This is a genomic window from Achromobacter deleyi, assembly GCF_016127315.1.
Lineage (GTDB): Bacteria > Pseudomonadota > Gammaproteobacteria > Burkholderiales > Burkholderiaceae_B > Achromobacter > Achromobacter insuavis_A.
Map to the genome: position 1 here is coordinate 3,721,317 of NZ_CP065997.1, position 19,341 is coordinate 3,740,657.

A 19,341-nucleotide genomic window follows, 5' to 3' on the forward strand; every position below is an offset into this window, starting at 1 on the left:
CACCGGAATACGCCATGCACCGACCTTTCTCTCCCACCCTTTCCCTGACCCACGCCACGATCGCCATTGTGGGCGCCGGCCTTGGCGGCCTGACGTTGGCCCGCGTCCTGCACCGCCACGGCATTGCCGCCACGGTCTACGAGGCCGATGCCTCGCCCGAGGCGCGCACGCAGGGCGGATTGCTGGATATCCACCCGCACAATGGCCAGGCCGCGCTGCGGGCCGCCGGCCTGTACGAGGCCTTCCTGCCGCTGGTGCGGCCGGGCGAGGACGCCAAGCGCGTGGTCGACCGCCACGGCTGCGTGCTGCTCGACCGGCCGGGGCAGGGCCAGGCCCGGCCGGAGGTCGACCGCGGCGAGCTGCGCCGGCTGCTGATCGATTCGCTGCCGCCGTCCGCGATCCGCTGGGGCCACAAGCTCACCGCCGTCGCGCCGCTGGCGCCGGGGCGGCACCGGCTGGCCTTCGCCAACGGCGCGGCGGTCACGGCCGACTTGCTGGTCGGCGCCGACGGCGCCTGGTCGCGGATCCGTCCGCTGCTGTCCGGCGCCGCGCCGGCCTACGTCGGCACGACCTTCTTCGAGACCACGCTGTTCGACGGCGACCGCCGCTATCCGGACAGCGCGCGCGCGATCGGCCACGGCACCCTGATGGCGGTCGAACCCGGCCAGGGCATCCTGGCACATCGCTACGCCGATGGCACGCTGCGCAGCTACGCGGCGCTGAACTGGCCGCTGGCGGCGGTCGACGCGCTGGCCCGCGAAGGCCAGGCGGCCATGCGTCAACGCATCGCCGCCGCATTCGTGGGGTGGGCGCCGGCGCTGCGCGCGCTGGTCGCCGACAGTGACGTGGAGATCATCGCCCGGCCCCTGCACGCGTTGCCGGTCGATCATCGATGGCCGCGCAGCGCCGGCGTCACGCTGCTGGGCGACGCGGCGCATCTGATGTCGCCGTTCGCGGGGGAGGGCGCCAACCTGGCCCTGTTCGATGGCGCCGAACTGGGCCAGGCGCTGTGCCGCCATCCGGCCGACCTGGACGCGGCCCTGGCGGCGTACGAACAGGCGCTATTGCCGCGCAGCGCGGCGGTGGCGGCGCGAACGGCGCGGAACCACCAGCGCTTCTTCGGCCCCGACGCGCCCGGCAGCGTGGTGGCGCTGTTCGGCGCGCATTGAGGGGCGTCCCATGGAAACCGCTCCATGGCCCCCCCAATGAAAACCGCGCCCGGATCCTCGCGGATCGGGGCGCGGCGTGTCGAGACTGGCGCCTCAGTCGTGGGCGTTGCGGGTCTCGAGCCAGACCAGGGTGTCGTGCCTCAGGGCGCGCACGCATTGCGCCAGGAAGGCATGCACCACTTCCAGTTCGCCGGCGTCGTAGCGCCGGGCCATCAACACCACCGCCTCGGCGACCCACTGGCGTTCCTGGGCCAGTTGCTGGCACTGCTCTTCCACCGGCCGGATCACGATCATGCGGCGATCCAGCGGATGGCGGCCCCGTTGCACATAGCCAGCCGCTTCCAGGCGGTTGATCAGGGCGGTGGCGCCGCCGGAGCTGATGCCCATCAGCTGGGCCAGTTGGCCGGTGGGCAGGGCATCGAACTCCATCACCAGTTCCAGCGCTTTCAGATCCGCCAGGGGGATACCCATTTTCTCCGCCAGGGCCGATTGGCAGGCCGCGTTGTACACGGCGAACTGTCGGCCCAGCATCAGGGCGATATCGTCAAGCATTCCGGGCCGCAGATCGTTGTTGCGAGATTCAGGCATCACGGTCACATGCTCGTGGTGAACGATGGATTCTTGTTGCAGCATGGCGTCGCTCCCTCACGGATCCGGTTGATTACTTCTTGGCCGTCAGGCCGCCGAGCAGGCCGCCCAGCAGACCGCCGTTGTTGCCGCCGGTGCTGGCGCCGCCGCTGACGCCGGCCGTCACACCGCCCAGCAAGCCGCCCAGGAGGCCGCCGTTGTTGGCCGAACCCGAGCCGCCCGCTCCCGCTCCGGCGCTGGCGCCGGCCGAGGCGTTGCCGCCGGTCAGGCCGCCGAGCAAGCCACCCAGCAGACCGCCGTTGGCGCCCGCGGTGCCGCCAGCCGTGCCGCCCGCGCCGCCGGTCACGCCGCCGAGCAGACCGCCCAGCAAGCCGCCGTTGGTCGCGCCGCCCGTGGCGCCGCCCAGGTTGCCCGTCAGGCCGCCCAGCAGGCCGGTCACCGGGGCCAGCAGGCCGCCGTTGCCGCCGGTTGCGCCGCCGGTCACGCCGCCCAGGATCCCGGTGATCGGGCTGAGCAGGCCGCCGTTGTTGCCGCCGACCGCGCCGCCCAGGCCCAGACCGCTGGTCAGGGAAGCGACCGCGCCGGTGGCATTGGCCAGGGTGGCGCCGAGCGGGTTGGGGTTGCCCGGCGTGGCGTTCAACAGGCCGCCGGCGCTGCTGACCGCGCCGCCCAGGCCTTGCAGCACGCCGTTCAGGCCGGCCACGTTGCCGCCAGGCAGTTGGGTGCCCAGGTTGCTGACCGTGCCGCCCAGCGTGTTGAGCAGGCCGGCGACCGGCGCGCCCAGCTTGGTGGTGGCGCCGACTTGCTGCGTCAGGCCGACCACCGTGCCCGCCAGGGGGCTGGCCGTCGGGTCGAGCGCCTTGCCGAGGCCGCCCAGGGTCGGCTGCAGGCCCAGCGGCAGCACGTTGTCGACGGTCTTGCCGACATTACCCAGCGCGGGTTCGAGCAGCGGCTTGGAGGGGCCGCCCAGCACGCCGCCGGTAACGCCGCCGACCAATTGGTTGACGGGGTTCAGCAACCCGCCGGGGCCGGACAGGCCCGCGGTCAGCGCGCCCACCGCGTTGGTGGCATTGCCCAGCACCGTGGTCAACGGCTGCGGATTCTTGGGATCGGCATTGAGCAGGCCACCGGTGCTGGCGACCGTCTTGCCCAGGCCTTCCACCAGGCCGCCGACGCCAGCGCTCAGGCCGCCGGGCAGGCCGGTGCCCTTGACCGTGGTGCCCAGGCCTTCGACCAGGCCGCCCACTTGCTTGACGGTGCCGTCGACGGGCTTTCCCAGTCCGGTGGTGGCGCCGACTTGCTGCGTCAGGCCGACGACGGTGTCGGCGACCGGCTTGATGGTGGGGTCGAGCGCCTGGCCGACACCGCCCAGCGTCGTGCCCAGATTCAGCGGCAGGGTATTGTCGACGGCCTTGCCGGTATTACCCAGCGTGGTTTGCAGCAAACCGGTGGTGACCGGGTTGTTGGGGTTATTCGGCTCGTTCGGGCCGCCAGGGCCGCCAGGGCCACCGGGGTTGCTGGGATTATCCGTGCCAGGCAGGCTGGCGGAACTGTTGTGACCACCACCACCGCCGCCGCATGCGGCCAGCGCGCTCATCAGAGCGGCCGCCATAACGGTGGAGGTCAGAATACGTTGTACGCGCTGCGTGTCAATCTTGGCATTCATGGCGAGCTCCTGTGGGGGAAGTGTCAGGCGTCGAAACTGCCCGATACATCGCTACATGCATAAACCGTGCCAATATTTTTCAAACGCGCTTCCGATATGCGTTCAGGTCGTTTTTAGATAAATAAAAATCCTTTTAAATCAATTGCTTGAATTTAAAACAGAGGGTTTGTACCAATATTGGGAATCCCCCATTTTTACGATCACGCCTCACCTGCGAATGTTACGTCCGGGCCCGTTTGGGCCGTTACGTTACGGCCCACGTTACGTAACGTGGTGTATGGAACAGGCAAAAAAAAGCGCCTGTCGAAACAGGCGCGGGTACTTTGGCGGGATCGCGGCGCGGCCGCCGGCGGCGCGCTAGAACGCGTCGTAATACAACGAGTAATTGGCGTTGAAGCGCACGTCGCGGCCATTGTTTATGGTGGCCGAACCGATCGGCTTGGCCACGTTGAAATCAAACAGGTAGTACTTGTCGTCGGTAAAGCGCAGCCCCAGCGCCACTGAAGACAGGTGCCGCTGGTTCAGTTGCTGCAGGCTGGAATTGTTGTACCAGGTGCGGGCGTAGTCGATCAGCGCATACGGCTGCACGCTCGACAGGTACTGCCAGCCGGTGCCGAAGCGGCGATTAACTTCGGCGGAAACGCCGACGCCTTTATCGCCACTCTGCTCGCCTTGCGGATAACCCATCGCATACCGCCAGCTGCCGTACGACACCTGTTCCGACGAGGGCAGGATATTGCTGGAGTACTGGGCGGCCCCGGACAGGGTCAGGCCGAACTGCGCCGGCAGCGCGAAGGTCTGCTTGGCGTTGAGGTTGTAGCGGGTGAAGTCCAGGTCCAGGATCGGCACGGCCGAATAGCCGTAGTTGGTGGTGATCTCTTTCTTGGCCCCGGCGCCGGTGAAGCCCCGGGCCACCGCCAGCGTCACGTCGGTGGTCTTGGACTCGGACACCTGGATATAGCGCATCTCGAGGTTGGCGGCGCGCACCTGGGCGTCCTGCTGCAGCCAGCGGTCGGAATTCTTGGCTTCGTAGCGGTCCTTCGAGTTGGCCGCGTAGACCCCGAGCGTGCCGGTCAGCGAACGGGTGTTGTTCAAGAGGAACGGATAGCTGACGCCGATGCCGATGCGGTCGTTCTTGACCCGGCGGTTGAAGCCCAGGTATTCGATCGCCTCGTCCTTGGGCCGGGCGTCGTAGTGGTAGCCGTCGACCTTGACCGCCAGGCCGTCGTTGCCCAGCGGCACGCGGACCTCGCCGGAAATGTATTTGACGTCGTCGGTGTTGAACGGCACCGCCGCGGTCAGCTTGACCTGTTCGCCCAGCGGCGTGAGGCTGTTGGTGGCCAGGTTCACCAGCGGCTGCATGCCCGTGCCCAGGTCCGCCACTCCGCCGGTCAGGCTGACCGGCTGGCGCGAGGCCGCCAGCACCAGCTCGGTGGCGCCGTCGGCGCGCCGCGGCAGGTCGAGCGACGGCGTGAACTTCACGCCCGGCACCGTGCGCATCAGGTTCAGCACGCGTTCCAGCGTGGCCTGCTTCAGCGGTTTCTCTTCCTTCAGCGGCTCGGCCAGCGATTCCAGCCGGTCCTGGGCGTTGCCGAGATCGCCCTCGATGCGCACCGTGCCGATATAGCCTTCGACCACGGTCACCACCACCAGCCCATTGGCGAAAGTCTGGTTCTGCACCAGGGCGAACGACAGCGGATAGCCACGGTCGCGGTACAGCTGGGTGATCTTGTCGACCTGCTGCACCAGCTCGCCCAGGCTGATTTCCTTGCCGGACAGCGGCGCCAGCAGGGCGGAGACTTCCTCGAACGGCATGGCATGCACGCCGGTGACGTCGAAATGCCGGGGCACGATGCGCTGCGCCAGCCGGGCCTGCAGGGCCAATTGTTCGGGAGTGGGGGCCTGGACCACAGGCGGTGGCTGCGTGGCGCCGGGCGGCCGTTCGATCTGCGGCAGCGCATCCACCGGATTGCCGCGCAACGGGCCGTCGGCGCGTGCCGTGCCGACGGCGGCCAGGGTGCAGATAAGGGCGAGGGAAAGCGGACCTGCGGGAAGCGTGCGTCTCATGCCTGGTTGTCTCTCTTTTGCCGCTGGCGCCGTTTAAACAGGGCACCCGTATTAAGGGTCTGGATAAAGGCTTAAATATATGGGGCCGCTATATAAGTAAACCGGTGGCGCGCCGCTCAGGCGGTATGTTGCCAGCGCGCCGAGGCAATGACAAATTATTTCATTGTGACTGGCCGGAAACGTGGATATAACAACAGAGCGACATACAAGGCAATCTTTCCGCGGCCGAATTCAGGGTTTACCGGTACATTGAAAAATGACCCTGGCTAATTTCCGAGTATTCGTTACAAGTAAGCTGTCGCACTGTTGCGAATACTGGTATAAACCCTGATGTGTATTAATTGTTAATAGATAAGACTATATAAACGTATCAAAACACATCGGGTTTACCGGCTCTCGGGAGTCCACAGATGGACCAGGATGACCGCAACAAAATCGTCGCACGTCGGCCTGCCGCAAGCGCCTGCCGACCGCCGGCTCACAGGGGCCGTGCATGAACCCGGGCGATATCGTTCCCCTTTCCTTCAACGCCGGCCTGGTGGCGCTGTCGTTCCTGATCGCGGCGTTCGGCTCCTACGTGGCGCTGCTGGCCGCGGTGGGTATCCGCGCCGAAATGCGGGACGGCGAGATCCGCATCGGTTACATCATCATCGGCGCCCTGGCGATGGGCGGCGTCGGCATCTGGAGCATGCACTTCATCGGCATGCAGGCACAGGACTTGCCTTTCGCAGTGGGTTACCAGATCGGTTTGACCGTGCTCAGTTTCCTGGTGGCGGCGGGTTTCTCCGGCTGGGCCTTCTGGTATGTGGGCCGCGACCGCTTCACATTTATGCGCTGCGTGGTGGGCGGCCTGGCCGCGGGCCTCGGCGTGGCGGCGATGCATTATGTGGGTATCAGCGCCATGCGCATGCCCGCGGTATTTATCTGGAATCTGCCGATGGTTGTTTTGTCGGTATTCATCGCGGTTGTGGCCGCGTCAGCCGCGCTGTGGCTGGCTTTCAATACGCAGAATGAGTTCCAGCGCGTCGCGGCGGCCATTTTGATGGCGATCGCGGTGTGCGGCATGCATTACACGGGGGCGGCCGCCGGCACGGTGGTTTGCACCGCCCCGCGCGATTTTTCCAGCATGCAGATCGGCGGGGTGATGCTGCCGTACATCGCGTTCGCGCTGTCGTTCGTCATGCTGCTGGTGATGCGCTGGCATTTGCAGCGGGCTTCGCGCCGTTTCCGCGCACGCCTGGCGCAACGCATCGACTCGATCATTGAATCGGCCCCCGTGGTCGATCCGGGCAGGGCGCCCGGCTCGACGCTGGGACCGGGTTGAGGGCCCGTCGGCAGCGACGGACCTGGCGGTACCCCGGGGACGCGAAGGTGTGGAACACGCCAGCGCGCCGGCAGCACCGGGTTTAGGGGGCCACGCCGTCCCTGCGGCATGGCTCGATCATCAAGCGAGACCCGAGGAGCTCGACATGAAAGCGAAACTTGCGCAGTTCTGGAACGATGAAGAAGGCATTACCGCCCTGGAATACGGGCTGATCGCGGGCACCATCGCGGTGGCGCTGGTGGCGGCTCTGGCGACGTTCACGGGCGCGCTCAGCGGCCTGTTCACGTCGCTGCAGGCCAAGCTCGCCAACGCATCCACGTGAGGCCGAAGGCCCCGGTCGTCCAAGTGAGCCTGGCCATGGCCAGGCGGCGTCGGACGGCCGGGTCTGCCGCCCTACGGGTGTGGAGCTGATGTTGACGACACTTCCCGCGCAGCGATTTCGGGCGGTTGCGGATTGACGGCGTTGCGCGCATCGGCTCCTGCGTACTGCGCGCCCATGTTTTGCCAGATTGAACCCGAAACCGTCAGAAGGTCCTGCCTTGTATCCAGGGGAAGTGCTGTGGTGGCTGTTGTTCGCATGCTGGAATCTGGTGTTGATATACACCGATCTGCGCTATCGCCGCGTACCCAACACGCTTATCGTCGCGGGGTTCGCGGGACAGGCGCTGTGGCTGCTCGCGGCGTGGCTCGCGCCAGCCTGGGGCTATCCACCGCGCTGGGCCGGCTGGCCCATGGCGTTGGCCGGATTCGCGCTGGCCTTGCCGTTCTTCCCGCTCTGGCTCAAGCGCCTGATGGGCGCGGGCGACGTCAAGGCGATCGCCGTGCTGGGGCTGCTGACAGGCTTTGCGCCGCTCGTGATGACGCTGGTGGCCGCGAGCCTGCTGGCCGGGCTGCACGCCTTGCTCTACCTGTTTCTTTCCCGAAGCTGGGCCTTGCCGCTTCGGGCTCGCCAGATCCCGTACGGAACCTACCTGGGCGCGGCCGCGCTCAGCGTGGTGTTTATTCCCTTGAATTCGGACTGGTATTCGTGGTGTTTTTCCTGGTGTTCTACGCGATCCTGACGTACGCCCTGGTGTTCACCGCGCAGCATTCGGTCACCCTGGCGGCGCAGGACGGCGCCCGCAAGGTCCTGCAATGGCAGCCGGGCGCCGCCTCGCTGACCGTGCGCGCCAACGCCGGGCGCGACAGGGCGCTGGACCGCGCAGGCTGGATCACCACCATGTCGTCGGCTGCGGTGGCGGTGGCGGTGTGCGGCGCCAGCGGCACGCTCAGCAGCACCGCCGGCGGCGCCTGCAGCGGCCAGCCGCTGAGCGCCGACCAGATCGAGGTGACGGTCAGCTATCCCTACGGCGCCAACCCGCTGATCCCGAATTTCCCGTTCCTGGCGCAGGCGCTGATGCCGCCGTCGAGCGTGCTGTCGGCCCGCGCCACGGTCCACCTGGGCAACGGCCTGGACGGGAGCAACTGACATGAATGCGCGCCGCGCCCCTGGCCATCCCCACGGTCGCAAGCGCGGCCAGCGAGGCATTGCCGCGCTCGAGTTCTCGTTGATGGTGACGATGCTGCTGATGTTCGTCTGCGCCGTCGTCGGCTACGGCGTGCTGTTCTGGATGCAGCAGCAACTGGCCGCGGCGGCCTCGGAAGGCGCGCGCGCGGCGGTCCATGCGCGTTTTTCCGGGCAGGCCGACGTGCCGACCGCGGCCTGCGGCGCGGCCATGAGCGTGTTCGGCAGCGGCTCGGCGGTGATTTGCGTCACCAGTAGCGCGCCGTGCGCCTGGAGCGGCTCGGGCGGGCAACCGGCCCAATGCAGCACGGTCACCATGACATTCAACGTGCAGGCCTGGCCGGTGCTGTCGACCTTCCAGGCGCTCATCGCCATGTTGCCCGGGACGGACAAGAACTGGATACCGACCCGGCTGTCGTCGAAAGCCATCGTGCAAATCTCCCAAGGGACACCATGAGCAGTCTGAGCAAAATCATCGCGGGTGTGTTGTTGGCGGCGGGCCTGGTGCTGGCGTTCGTGGCCTGGCGCCTTGCCTCGGCGCCGTCGGCCCCGGCGCCGGTGCCGACCGGCCCGGTGGCGACGGCGCCGGCCACGCCGGCCGAACCGCCGGCCAAGCGCTATCCGGTGGTGGTGGCGGCGGCGCCGATACCGGCCGGCACGCGCATCGACGGCGACAAGATGCTCAAGGTGGACCAATGGCAGGTGGCGCTGTCGGGTGGCTACAGCTCGCCGGCGCCGTTGCAGGGCGCCTATGTGCGCGTGGACGTCGCGGCCGGCGATCCGCTGCTGCCCGGCATGCTGGCGCAGGGGCTGGGCCGCCAGCTCAAGCCGGGCGAGCGCGCGGTGGCGATCGCGGTGGACGAAGTGGTGGGCGGCGGCAATCGCATTGCGCCGGGCGACCTGGTGGACGTGTTCTTCATGCTGGAGAAGGGCGTCGAGGTCCAGGGCGGACAGGCCCGCTTGCTGCAATCGCAGGTGCGGGTGCTGGCGTATGGCGCGTCTTCGGTGGATGGCCCGGAGGAGAAATCGGCGCTGCCGGGACCGCCCGGACAGCCCGCCAGGACCGCCGTGCTGGCGGTGCCGGTGGAACAAGTCAATGAGTTGATGCTGGCCAGCCGCTCTGGTCGCCTGCAGCTGGCGCTGCGTCCGGTCGGCGACGACGGCAAGCCCGATACCCAGCTGTTCGCGCAGCGCGGCGCGGTGCTGCCGGCGCGGCCGGACCTGACGCCCGAGCAGCGCGAGCAATTGCTGAGCGGCCCGAACCGCGCCTACGCCGGCGAAAGCCTGGCGCAGCTGGAGAGCAGCGTGCCCACGCCCGCCGCCAAGCCGGCCCCGGTCCGCGCCACCGGCGGCGGGGGCGGCCGTACCGTCGAAATCCTGCGAGGAGACAAATCCGAGCGCGTGCGCTATTGAAACGTGGCTGCGCGTGGCCTGGTGCCGCCCGCGGCTGGACCTTACCTGCCAAACCAGATCCAGCACAATGAAGAGATTCCAGCGCACCACCCTGATCTGCGTCCTGTCGGCCGCAGCGGCAATGACCTACGGCGTGGCCGGCATGGCGCAGACCGCCATCCAGTCCGACCCGGGCGCCAGCGCGCCCGCCCGCGACATCGCGGTCGCCGTGAAGGGCCAGCAGACGCTCATGCTGGACGGCGCGCCCGCCCGCATCGCCATCGGCGATCCCGAGGTGGCCGACGTCAAGGTGCTGGCGGCCTCCGGCAAGCGGCAGGCCTCGCTGCTGCTGTACGGCAAGAAGCCGGGCACCACGCAATTGCAGATCTGGACCGGCAACAACGCGGCGCCGCAACTGTGGACCGTGCGGGTGGCGGGCAACGTGCAGCAGGTCATGGCCGGACGCGGCATGGCCGGCGGCGCCAACGTCGACGTGGCCGGCGACCGCGCGGTGGTGTCGGGCCAGGCCGATTCGCCCCTGTCGCACCAGGCCTCGGTGGCCGCGGCCGGCGCGGTGGTGGGCGACAAGAACGTGGTGGACGTCTCGACCGCCGGCACCGGCGGCGTGGTGCAGGTCGAGGTCAAGGTGGTCGAGGTGTCGCGCTCGGTCATGAAGCAGGCCGGCATCAGCTTCGCCGGCCGCGCCGGCCCATGGGGCGGCACCAACTCGATCACGCCCGACGGCTTCCCGGCGCCGCTGGGCTTCAGCAAGAGCGCGGCCCTGGCCTCGGGCTTTTCGCTGTTCTACGACTCCAACGATTTCAGCGCGCGCCTGCGCCTGCTGCAGAACAACGGCATGGCGCGCGTGCTGGCCGAGCCGACGCTGGTGGCCCTGACCGGGCAGAGCGCCAGTTTCCTGGCCGGCGGCGAACTGCCGATTCCGGAGGCCGGCGGCCTGGGGACGACCACAGTGACGTTCAAGCCGTTCGGCATCGGCCTGACGGTGACGCCGACGGTGCTGTCGCGCGAGCGCATCGCGCTGAAGGTGGCGCCCGAGGCCAGCGAACTGGACTACAGCAACGCCATCGCGGTTTCCAGCGGCACGAATACCACCACGTTGATTCCGGCCCTGCGCACGCGCCGCGCCGACACCACGGTCGAGCTGGGCGATGGCGAGAGTTTCGTCATCAGCGGACTGGTGTCGCGCCAGACCAAGGCGCTGGTCAACAAGGTGCCGATGCTGGGCGACCTGCCCATCATCGGTTCGTTTTTCCGTAGTGTCGATTACACCCAGGAGGATACCGAGCTGGTGATCGTGGTGACGCCGCGCCTGGTGCGGCCCATTGCACGCGGCGTGACCTTGCCGCTGCCGGGGGCCAAGCAGGAGGCGGCGGACACCGCGTTCAACGCTTGGGGCTATTACCTGATGGGTCCCGCAGGTGGGCAGCAAATGCCGGGTTTTTCACGGTGAGCGATATGAAGACACATGCCAGGGAGTGGGTTGGCTTGCAGAATAGCAACCGGTTTTTATTTTGTTCCAAGGGTGACGGCGTGGCCGCGCAGCTCGGGCAGGCGCTCGGCGACATGGGCATGCTGACCCAGGAAGTTCCGGGTGTCGAGGAACTGGGGCGGCGCCTGGCCGAAATCGAGCCGCAGGTGGTGTTCCTGGACTTCACCCTGAGCGAGGACGAGCCGGGCAAGCTGTTCAAGTCGGCCGAGTTGGCGCGCCTGCTGGCGCGCATCGCGCCGGCGATTCCGCGCGTCGCGGTGGGGCTCCTGAGCCAGCCGGAAGGCGCCATCGCCGCGTTGCGCGCGGGCGTCAGCGATTTCGTCGACCCGACCGTGGCGCCGCAGGAAGTCAAGGACGTGGTGCAGCGGCTGCTGGACCTGCCGGCGGGCGGCGGCCGCATGGACGGCTCGCGCCGCAGCGTGCTGCTGCTGGGCGCGCGTCCCGGCGTGGGCACCAGCACGCTGGCCGTGCACCTGGCCGGCATGGTGCAGGACCGCCTCAAGCAGCAGCATGGCTCGCGCGCCGCGGCCACGGGCGCCAAGGGCGCCAAGCCGGCCGCCGACAATGGCAGCCAGCTGCCCCTGAACAGCCGGGTGGCGCTGATGGACCTGGGTTGGCCGGTGGGCGACTGCCAGCTGTACCTGAACATCGGCGGCGATTTCGATTTCGCCGAGGCGGCGCGCAACCTGCGGCGGCTGGATTCGACCTTGCTCAGCTCGGCCATGTCGCACACGGCCAATGGCCTGAGCGTGCTGGCGCTGCCGCGCGACCTGGACCAGATGCGCGATGTCTCGCAATCCGACTCGCTGCTGGTGTTCGAGCGCATGCGCCAGCACTTCGGCGTGGTGGTGGCCGATTCCGGCGGTTTCTCCAACCCCGAGTTCGTGGCGGGCCTGGCGCGCGCCTCGGAACAGAACTGGATCGTCACCGACCAGAGCGTGGGCGCGCTGGTGTCGCTGGCCGGCCTGCTGCAGGAACTGGAGCAGCTGCACGTGGACCGCCGCAGCCTGGGCCTGGTCGTCAACCGCTACGACGAGCGCTACGGCATGACGGCCCAGCAAATCGCCGAGCGCTTCCAGCTGGAGCTGATCGGCACGCTGCCGGACCGCACGCTGGCGCTCATGGTGTGCACCAACCAGGGCCACCTGCTGCATGAGGAAGCCGAGCGCGATGTCTACGTGCGCGCGGTGCAGGCGCTGGCCGAGAAGCTGAGCGCGGAAGAGAACACCCCGGGCGGCCGGGCAAGCTGGCTGGCCACGTGGCTGCCCGGCGTGCACCGCCGCATGGTGGTCGAGTAACGGACGGCGGCGGAATCCCACATGATCATGACAGCGACCATAGAATTCGGCGGCGATGGCGATAAGGGTTTCGCGTCGTCCAACCGCTTCCAGGAAGTGAAGACGGCGGCCTACGAGCACCTGCTTTCCCGCATCGAGGAGCTGGGCGCGGAGTTCGGCCGCTGGGCGCGTTCGGCGATCCAGGAGTTCGTCGATATCGAGGTGGCGAGCTTTGTGCGCCTGCGGCGGGTGCCGATCAACGAAGGCGAGATGCGCCAGATCGCCGAGGCCCTGACCAAGGAATTGGCCGGCCTGGGGCCGCTGGAGGACCTGCTGGCCGATCCCGCGGTCGAGGACATCCTGATCAACGGCTACGACAATGTGTTCGTGTCGCGCCGCGGCGTGCTGGCGCGCGAGACGCTGCGCTTCACCGACAACCAGCACGTGCTGCGCATCGTGCGCCGCATCCTGGCGCCGATCGGCCGCCGGCTGGACGAGTCCAGCCCGATGGTGGACGCGCGGCTGCCCGACGGCGGTCGCCTGAATGTGGTGATCGAACCGCTGGCCGTGGACGGCCCGATGGTCTCGATCCGCAAGTTCCGCCAGGATCCGCTCAAGCCGGCCGACCTGCTGACGCTGGGCACCTTCGACGAGGAAATCTACCGGCTGCTGCACGAGGCGGTGAAGAACCGCTGCAACATCCTGGTGTCCGGCGGCACCAGCTCGGGCAAGACGTCGCTGCTGAACGCGCTGGCCTTCTTCATCTCCGACACCGAGCGCGTGGTGACGGTGGAGGACACCGCGGAACTGTCGCTCAACCACCCGCACGTGGTGCGGCTGGAGTCGCGCCAGGGCGGCTTCGACGGCAGCGGCGCGGTCAGCATCCGCGAGCTGATCCGCAACAGCCTGCGCATGCGCCCGGACCGCGTGGTGGTGGGCGAAGTGCGCGGCGCCGAGGTCATGGACATGCTGCAGGCCATGAACACCGGCCACGAAGGCTCCATGGCCACGATCCACGCCAACTCGCCGCGCGAATGCCTCTACCGGATCGAGATGCTGGCGGGTTTCGCCGGCTTCCAGGGCAGTGAAGACAGCCTGCGGCGCCAGATCGCCAGCGCGCTCGACTTCATCGTGCAGATCGGCCGCCTGTCCAACGGCAAGCGCCGGGTGCTGTCGGTGACCGAGGTCACGGGCATGGGCGACAACGTGATCTCGACCCAGGAACTGTACCGGCACGAAACCTTCGCCACGCCCGAAGGCGAGGAAAAGGACCGCTGGAACTGGCTCGGCATCCATCCGCACACTCCCAAGCTGGCCAAGATGCGCAACGAGCAGCGGCCGGCCGAGACCGCGCCGCCCGAGTCCGACGGCGGCGGCTTCTGGAGCAGGAGGCGCTGATGCTGCAAGCCGGGGTGTTCGCGGGTCTGGCGCTGGTGCTGGCCTTGGCGGCGGTGCTGCTGTGGCGCCATGCCAATAGCGGCCAGCGGCGGGCCGCCAGCTCCGCCTTTCTCGAAGACCAGCTGCGGCGCGGCCGCGGCGCGCCGGTCAGCGGCAAGATGCCGTTCGCGCACGGCGCCCGCGCCTTGCGCAGCGGTTTCTCGCGCTGGGACATGCTGCTGCTGCAGGGCGGCGTGCGCCAGAGCCCGGGCTTCTACGCCAAGCTGATCCTGCCCATCGTGGCGGGCGCGCTGCTGGCCTGGGCCTTCCTGGGCTGGCTGTCGGCCCTGGTGGCGCTGGTGCTGCTGACCGTGTTCGCCTATTTCCTGCTGTGGCTGCGCGCCGACCGGCGCCAGCGCCGCCGGGTGTCGCAACTGCCGGCGTTCCTGGACAACATCGTGCGCCTGGTCACCATCGGCAACAGCATGGCGTCGGCCTTCCAGACCGCCGCGGCCACTACCGACGAGCCGCTGCGCGAGGTGGTCGAGACCGCCGCCGCCCTGAGCCGCTCGGCCAAGGAGCTGGACGCGGCGCTGGTGCAGGTTTCGCGCCAGTACGACATGAAGGAACTCTACATGGTGGCGGCGGTGGTGTCGGTGGCCCTGCGTTTCGGCGGCCGCAGCGACCAGGTGCTCGAACGCATGGCCGCGTTCATGCGCGACATCGGCCAGGCGCGCGCCGAACTGTCGGCCAGCTCGGCGGAAATCCGCCTGTCGGCCTGGATCCTGGCGCTGCTGCCGCTGGGCATCGCCGGCTTCATCATGGTGGCCAACAACGACCTGTTCATGGGCCTGTGGGTGGACCCGCTGGGCTTCAAGATGCTGATGACGGCGGTCTGCCTGCAACTGGGCGGCTCCTACATCCTGTATCGCATGGCCAAGGCCATCTGAGGACGACGCGGATGCAAGCGATCGAATCCTGGAATGTCTCGACGGTGTTGGCGGTGGCGCTGATGCTGGTGGCCGCCGCCATGCTGATCCTGGGCTTGAGCATGACGCGGCGCCTGCGCGGGCAGGACCGCAGCCGGCAGGTGGTGGAGCAGGCGCTGGCGACGCGCGAGGGCCGCGTCAAGGCGGCCGCCGCGCCCGCCGCCGAGGGCGGGCAGGGCAGGCTGGCCGCGGCCACGCGCGCGGCCGACTCGTTCGGCAAGCGCCTGAGCGAAGGCCGTTTCGCCGAAGCGCTGCTGGCCGGCGAGGACCGCAAGCTGGTGGACATGGCGGGCTACGAAAACCCGGCCACGGCGCGGCTGCGCTTCATCGTCGCGCGCTTCACGCTGGCGCTGCTGCTGCCGGCGGCGGCCGTGGCGCTCGACCTGGGGCGCAGCATCGGCTCGTCGCTGGGCCTGTTCGTGGCGGCCTTCTTCGGCTTCGCTATCGGCTACATGCTGCCCAAGTGGTTCGTACGCCGGCGCCTGTCGCGCCGCCGCAAGCAGGCCGCCAATGAATTGCCGCTGCTGATCGACCTGCTGCGGCTGCTGCAGGGCGTGGGCCTGTCGATCGACCAGAGCCTGCAGGTGCTGACCAAGGAATTCGACCAAGTGCTGCCGGTGCTGGCGTACGAGCTGCGGCTGGCGTCCGAACTGTATGTGCGCGGCCGCACCCGCGAGCAGTCGCTGGCGCGGCTGGCGGCGGGCTTCGACAACGACGACCTGTCGGCCATCTGCCGCCTGATCGCCCAGGTCGACCAGCACGGCGGCGCGGTGCAGGAACCGCTGAACCGGTTCGGCGAGCGCCTGCGCGAGACGCGGCGCCTGGAACTGAAGGAAAAAGTGGGCAAGACCACCGTGAAGATGACGGCGGTGATGATCGTGACCCTGTTGCCGGCGCTGTTGATCGTGACCGGCGGGGCGGGGTTTGTGGCGGTATTGCGCGGCTTGTCGCGCATGGGGGGATGTAATGGCGGGCGGTATGGAAAGCGCGCGGCGCGCATGGCGTTGGACCCTGGTGGCGGCGGCGGTTGCCGGCGCCGGGACGTTGGCCGGTTGCCAGAGCAACAACGCCGAGACCGCCTGGCAGTTGATCCAGCAACAACAGCAGGAACAGGCGCTGGCGCGCCAGCGCGAGGACGAGGCGGAGAACCGCCGCAAGCCGGCCGAGCCGGAGATGATGCTGTCGATGATCGCCGAGTCGCAGCGCCAGGAACGCTATTTCGCCTCGCTGGCCTATATCGAGGCGTTCCAGCAGAAGTTCGGCAACGATCAACGCATCGCGGTGCTGCGCGCCGAGGCGCTGCGCCAGACTGGCCAGACGGCCTCGAGCGAGCAGGCCTACCGCGCCCTGATCGGCACCGCGCAGGCGGCCGACGGCTGGCACGGGCTGGGCCTGATCGCCGGCTCGCGCGGCCAGTTCGAGCAGGCCGCCGACGACTTCGCCCGCGCCGCCAAGCTGGCGCCGATGGATCCGCGCATCCTGGGCGACCTGGGCTACGCGCGGCTGCGGGCCGGCGATCCGGCCGGCGCCCGCGTGCCGCTGGGCCAGGCCGCCGAGCTGGCGCCCGAGAGCGGCAAGGTGCTGGCCAACCTGGCCCTGCTGCTGCTGGTCGAGGGCGAACCGGTGCGGGCCCAGCACGTGATGGATCGCGCCAAGCTCGGCGACGAGGCGCGCGGCCAGGTCCTGCGCCTGGCCTCCGAAATCCGCAGCCAGAGCGCCGCGCCGCGCGGCGTGGCCCCGTCGGCCGCGGCGGCCGATCCGTCGGCGACCCGGGTGTCCCGTGGCGAAGGCATCGTCATGCCGGTCATGAGCCCCTTGATGGACAGACTGGGCAACGGCCCGATCATGCGCTAACCAGGAATCCCAACATGTCTCGAACCGTACGCTTCGTTCCGTTTTCCCTGGCGCTGCTGGTGGCCGCCGCCATGCCCTGGACCAGCCAGGCGCAATCGAACGCGCCGCTGACCGGCGGCGCCATGGGCGGCGGCGTGGCCCAGGCCTCGCCCGTGCCGCCTGCCGCCGCGCCCGCGGCGCAGATGCCGGCGCGGCCGGTGGTGCAGCAGGTGCAGACCCCGATGCCGCAGCCCGCCGCGCAGCCCGCGCCGCAAGCGGCGGCCGAGGCGCCGGAGGCCTTCGGCGACATCACCCGCGGCCTGCTGGCGGCGCAGGCCGACGGCCGCCGCGCCGGCGCCGCGTTGCCGGTGCTGGGCGCCGCGTCCACCGCTGCCTGGAACCGCTACGTCGACAGCTTCACCCGGCCGATTCCCGAGTGGTTCACCAAGCGGGTACAGACCAACAACACCAACTAGGGTCGACAGGCCCCGGGATTGCCCGTCTCATCGAGTCAGGGAGCCGCGATCATGCCAGCCACTCATCTTCGTTTTGCGTTCCTGCCGCGGCAGCGCGGCAGCATGACGGTGGCCATCGTTTTCGTGGTCATCGTCGGCGTGGTGCTGCTGGGCGTGGCCCAACTGGGGTATGCCTATTACATGAAGCGGGAAATGCAGAAGGCGGCGGACCTGGCCGCGCTGTCGGCGGTGCAGGTGCTGGGCATGGGCGCGCCGGCCGACTGCACCCGGGCCCAGGCCGCGGGGCAGACCGCGGTGCTCGCCAACGTGCCCAGCATTCTGGAGACCTTCGTCGCGGCCGACGTGTCGGTCGAGTGCAAGGTCTGGGACACCACCCGCGCCGACGCCGCGGGCATGTACGTGTTCGATCCGGGCAGCGGCCAGGTGCCGAATGCGCTGCGCATCACCATCACCAAGTCCCTCAGGAGCCTGCTGCCGGGCATTGCCGGCAGCGACACGGTCCAGGCTATCTCGGTCGCGAGCCTGACCCAGCCGGTGGCCGTCTTCACCGTCGGTTCGCGCTTGCTGCGCCTGCAGAAGGGCGGCCTGCTGTCGCAGCTGCTGGCCACCGTGGGCGCCACGCCAGCCCAGCTCGACATCCTCGACGCGGCCGGCCTGGCCACCGTCAACATCACGCCGTCGGGCCTGCTGGAGGCGCTGGGCCTGCCGGTGTCGGTGGCCACCGGCGTGGGCACGCCGTCGCAGCTGGCCGCGCTCAACAACCTGACGCTGGGCCAGCTGCTGCAGGCCACGCTGACCGTGATGAACAAGGCCGGCAACACCGCCGGCGCCAGCCTCGGGCTGCTGTCCAACGCCATCAACGTGGTGCTGAACGTGATGCCGGTGAACCTGCCGGTCAAACTGTTCGGCAACGGCGGCATCCTCGACCTGAACGTGGTGGGCGGCGACGTCAACTCGGCGCTGCAGGCCAACATCAACGCGCTCAACGTGCTGGAGACCGCGCTGGTCATCGCCAACGGCCAGAACCTGGTCAACCTGGGCCTGAACGTGCCGCTGCTCGGCGTGCAGTCGCAGGTGCGCATCGTCGAGCCGCCCACCATCGGCGTGGGCGGGGTGGGCACGCAGGCCACCAGCGCCGGCATCCGCGTCTACCTGCGCGCCAACACCAGCAACATCCCGCTGGTGGGCCCGCTGCTGGCCAACACGCTGGGCACCAAGATCGACCTGCCCGTCATCATCGACGTGGCGCAATCGACCGGCACCGTGTCCAAGCTGTGCCAGGCGCCGCTGACCGAGTCGCAGGCCACCATCGACGTGACCTCGTCGGTCGCCAATATCTGCCTGGGGCGCTTTCCCGGCATGGCCTCGGCGGTCGACAACGTGCAGGCCAATTTCCTGTCCCTCACCAACAGCTGCCAGCCCAGTTCGTTCGCGGCGATCCAGCGCTACCAGATCCTGAACGTGCTGAACATTCTGCCGCTGACCAGCAGGGTCACGCTGCCGATCTTCAACTCGACCGCGCCGGTGTCGGTCACGCTGACCGAGCCGCCGTCGCCCAATTCCACCGCCACCGTCAACGCCACCTCGATCAACCTGGGCGCGTTGGCCTCGAACCTGGCCGACGCCGTGGTCGGCGGCATCCTGGGCGACCTGGTCGGCACTGGCACGCCGCTGACGCCGGAGCAGCGCGCCTCGCTGGCCACCAAGCTGGTGGGCGGTGGCGGCAACAATGCCGGAAAGTCCATTTCGCAGGTGGTCAACGACATGCAGTGGTCCTCGACCGCGCTCAACCAGCTGGGCCAGCGCATGTCGACCGGGGGCCTGACCGGCGTGCTCGGCGGCACGCTGCAGCTGGTGGGCAATATCCTCAACTCGCTGCTGCTGGCGCCGCTGAGCGACCTGACCTGCGCGCTGGCGATCACGCCGGATGCCGTTCGCCAGTGCCGCGTCAACGCGGTCTCGTCGCTGGCGTTGAGCGGCGGCAACCAGGTGGGCGGCGTGCTGTCCATCGTGGTCACGTTGCTGCAGCCGCTGCTGGGCATGCTGACCACCTTGCTGCAGAACTTGCTGGACATGCTTGGCCTGAGTGTCGGCCAGACCGATGTATCGCTGCTGTCGGTGGACTGCGGCAAGCCCCGCCTGGTGTATTGATGATGAAGCCCTTGATTT

General features: G+C 68.7%; 17 protein-coding genes and 1 pseudogene. 15 read left to right on the top strand and 3 right to left on the bottom strand.

The window, feature by feature from the left end; all coding sequences use genetic code 11:
* Window positions 1–14 precede the first annotated feature (14 nt).
* Window positions 15–1,169 (top strand): FAD-dependent oxidoreductase, encoded by a 1,155-nt coding sequence (locus tag I6I07_RS17090; RefSeq protein WP_198482980.1) that lies wholly within the window; start codon window positions 15–17, stop codon window positions 1,167–1,169.
* 93 nt (window positions 1,170–1,262) lie between these two features.
* Here I6I07_RS17090 and I6I07_RS17095 read toward each other — a convergent pair whose 3' ends face one another.
* The 3 genes from I6I07_RS17095 to I6I07_RS17105 all read right to left on the bottom strand — a co-directional run bounded on the left by I6I07_RS17095 (window position 1,263) and on the right by I6I07_RS17105 (window position 5,490).
* Complete coding sequence (locus I6I07_RS17095; protein WP_006390271.1) at window positions 1,263–1,802, bottom strand: MarR family winged helix-turn-helix transcriptional regulator; 540 nt, start codon at window positions 1,800–1,802, stop codon at window positions 1,263–1,265.
* Window positions 1,803–1,830: 28 nt separating this feature from the next.
* The gene (locus I6I07_RS17100) at window positions 1,831–3,423 is read right to left on the bottom strand and encodes a collagen-like triple helix repeat-containing protein (RefSeq protein ID WP_198482981.1); all 1,593 of its coding nucleotides are present in this window, start codon (window positions 3,421–3,423) and stop codon (window positions 1,831–1,833) included.
* A gap of 357 nt (window positions 3,424–3,780) precedes the next feature.
* The gene (locus I6I07_RS17105; RefSeq protein WP_198482982.1) at window positions 3,781–5,490 is read right to left on the bottom strand and encodes a ShlB/FhaC/HecB family hemolysin secretion/activation protein; all 1,710 of its coding nucleotides are present in this window, start codon (window positions 5,488–5,490) and stop codon (window positions 3,781–3,783) included.
* Between the two features lie 493 nt (window positions 5,491–5,983).
* Between I6I07_RS17105 and I6I07_RS17110 the strand changes: the two genes are divergently transcribed.
* The 14 genes and pseudogenes from I6I07_RS17110 to I6I07_RS17175 all read left to right on the top strand — a co-directional run bounded on the left by I6I07_RS17110 (window position 5,984) and on the right by I6I07_RS17175 (window position 19,323).
* Window positions 5,984–6,814: an MHYT domain-containing protein gene (locus tag I6I07_RS17110; protein WP_198482983.1), complete on the top strand. Its 831-nt coding sequence runs from the start codon at window positions 5,984–5,986 to the stop codon at window positions 6,812–6,814.
* 145 nt (window positions 6,815–6,959) lie between these two features.
* On the top strand, window positions 6,960–7,136 hold the full coding sequence (locus I6I07_RS17115) for a Flp family type IVb pilin (RefSeq protein WP_116519941.1): 177 nt from the start codon (window positions 6,960–6,962) through the stop codon (window positions 7,134–7,136).
* A 232-nt stretch (window positions 7,137–7,368) separates the two neighbouring features.
* Entirely contained in the window at window positions 7,369–7,875 is a 507-nt protein-coding gene (locus I6I07_RS17120; RefSeq protein ID WP_050813078.1) for an A24 family peptidase, read from the top strand.
* Window positions 7,842–8,282 carry a TadE/TadG family type IV pilus assembly protein gene (locus tag I6I07_RS17125; protein WP_054431928.1) on the top strand — a complete coding sequence of 147 codons (441 nt, stop codon included), beginning with the start codon at window positions 7,842–7,844 and terminating at the stop codon, window positions 8,280–8,282. Before I6I07_RS17120 ends, I6I07_RS17125 begins: the two co-directional genes overlap by 34 nt.
* 1 nt (window position 8,283) lies before the next feature.
* Window positions 8,284–8,775 (top strand): TadE/TadG family type IV pilus assembly protein, encoded by a 492-nt coding sequence (locus tag I6I07_RS17130; RefSeq protein WP_198482984.1) that lies wholly within the window; start codon window positions 8,284–8,286, stop codon window positions 8,773–8,775.
* Entirely contained in the window at window positions 8,772–9,731 is a 960-nt protein-coding gene (gene cpaB / locus I6I07_RS17135; RefSeq protein ID WP_198482985.1) for a Flp pilus assembly protein CpaB, read from the top strand. Before I6I07_RS17130 ends, cpaB begins: the two co-directional genes overlap by 4 nt.
* Window positions 9,732–9,798: 67 nt before the next feature.
* Window positions 9,799–11,181 carry a type II and III secretion system protein family protein gene (locus tag I6I07_RS17140; RefSeq protein WP_198482986.1) on the top strand — a complete coding sequence of 461 codons (1,383 nt, stop codon included), beginning with the start codon at window positions 9,799–9,801 and terminating at the stop codon, window positions 11,179–11,181.
* Window positions 11,178–12,518, top strand: a complete 1,341-nt coding sequence (locus tag I6I07_RS17145) for a pilus assembly protein CpaE (RefSeq protein WP_198482987.1) — start codon at window positions 11,178–11,180, stop codon at window positions 12,516–12,518. The genes I6I07_RS17140 and I6I07_RS17145 overlap by 4 nt, the downstream gene beginning before the upstream one ends.
* A gap of 21 nt (window positions 12,519–12,539) precedes the next feature.
* Window positions 12,540–13,895 (top strand): CpaF family protein, encoded by a 1,356-nt coding sequence (locus tag I6I07_RS17150; protein WP_198482988.1) that lies wholly within the window; start codon window positions 12,540–12,542, stop codon window positions 13,893–13,895.
* The gene (locus I6I07_RS17155) at window positions 13,895–14,824 is read left to right on the top strand and encodes a type II secretion system F family protein (protein ID WP_198482989.1); all 930 of its coding nucleotides are present in this window, start codon (window positions 13,895–13,897) and stop codon (window positions 14,822–14,824) included. Before I6I07_RS17150 ends, I6I07_RS17155 begins: the two co-directional genes overlap by 1 nt.
* A gap of 11 nt (window positions 14,825–14,835) precedes the next feature.
* Window positions 14,836–15,825, top strand: a pseudogene (locus I6I07_RS17160) (type II secretion system F family protein); the annotation flags it as partial.
* A gap of 16 nt (window positions 15,826–15,841) precedes the next feature.
* Complete coding sequence (locus I6I07_RS17165) at window positions 15,842–16,717, top strand: hypothetical protein (RefSeq protein WP_420094506.1); 876 nt, start codon at window positions 15,842–15,844, stop codon at window positions 16,715–16,717.
* A 14-nt stretch (window positions 16,718–16,731) separates the two neighbouring features.
* Window positions 16,732–17,172 (top strand): DUF3613 domain-containing protein, encoded by a 441-nt coding sequence (locus I6I07_RS17170; protein WP_198487566.1) that lies wholly within the window; start codon window positions 16,732–16,734, stop codon window positions 17,170–17,172.
* A 51-nt stretch (window positions 17,173–17,223) separates the two neighbouring features.
* The gene (locus I6I07_RS17175) at window positions 17,224–19,323 is read left to right on the top strand and encodes a pilus assembly protein TadG-related protein (RefSeq protein ID WP_232625619.1); all 2,100 of its coding nucleotides are present in this window, start codon (window positions 17,224–17,226) and stop codon (window positions 19,321–19,323) included.
* Window positions 19,324–19,341 lie beyond the last annotated feature (18 nt).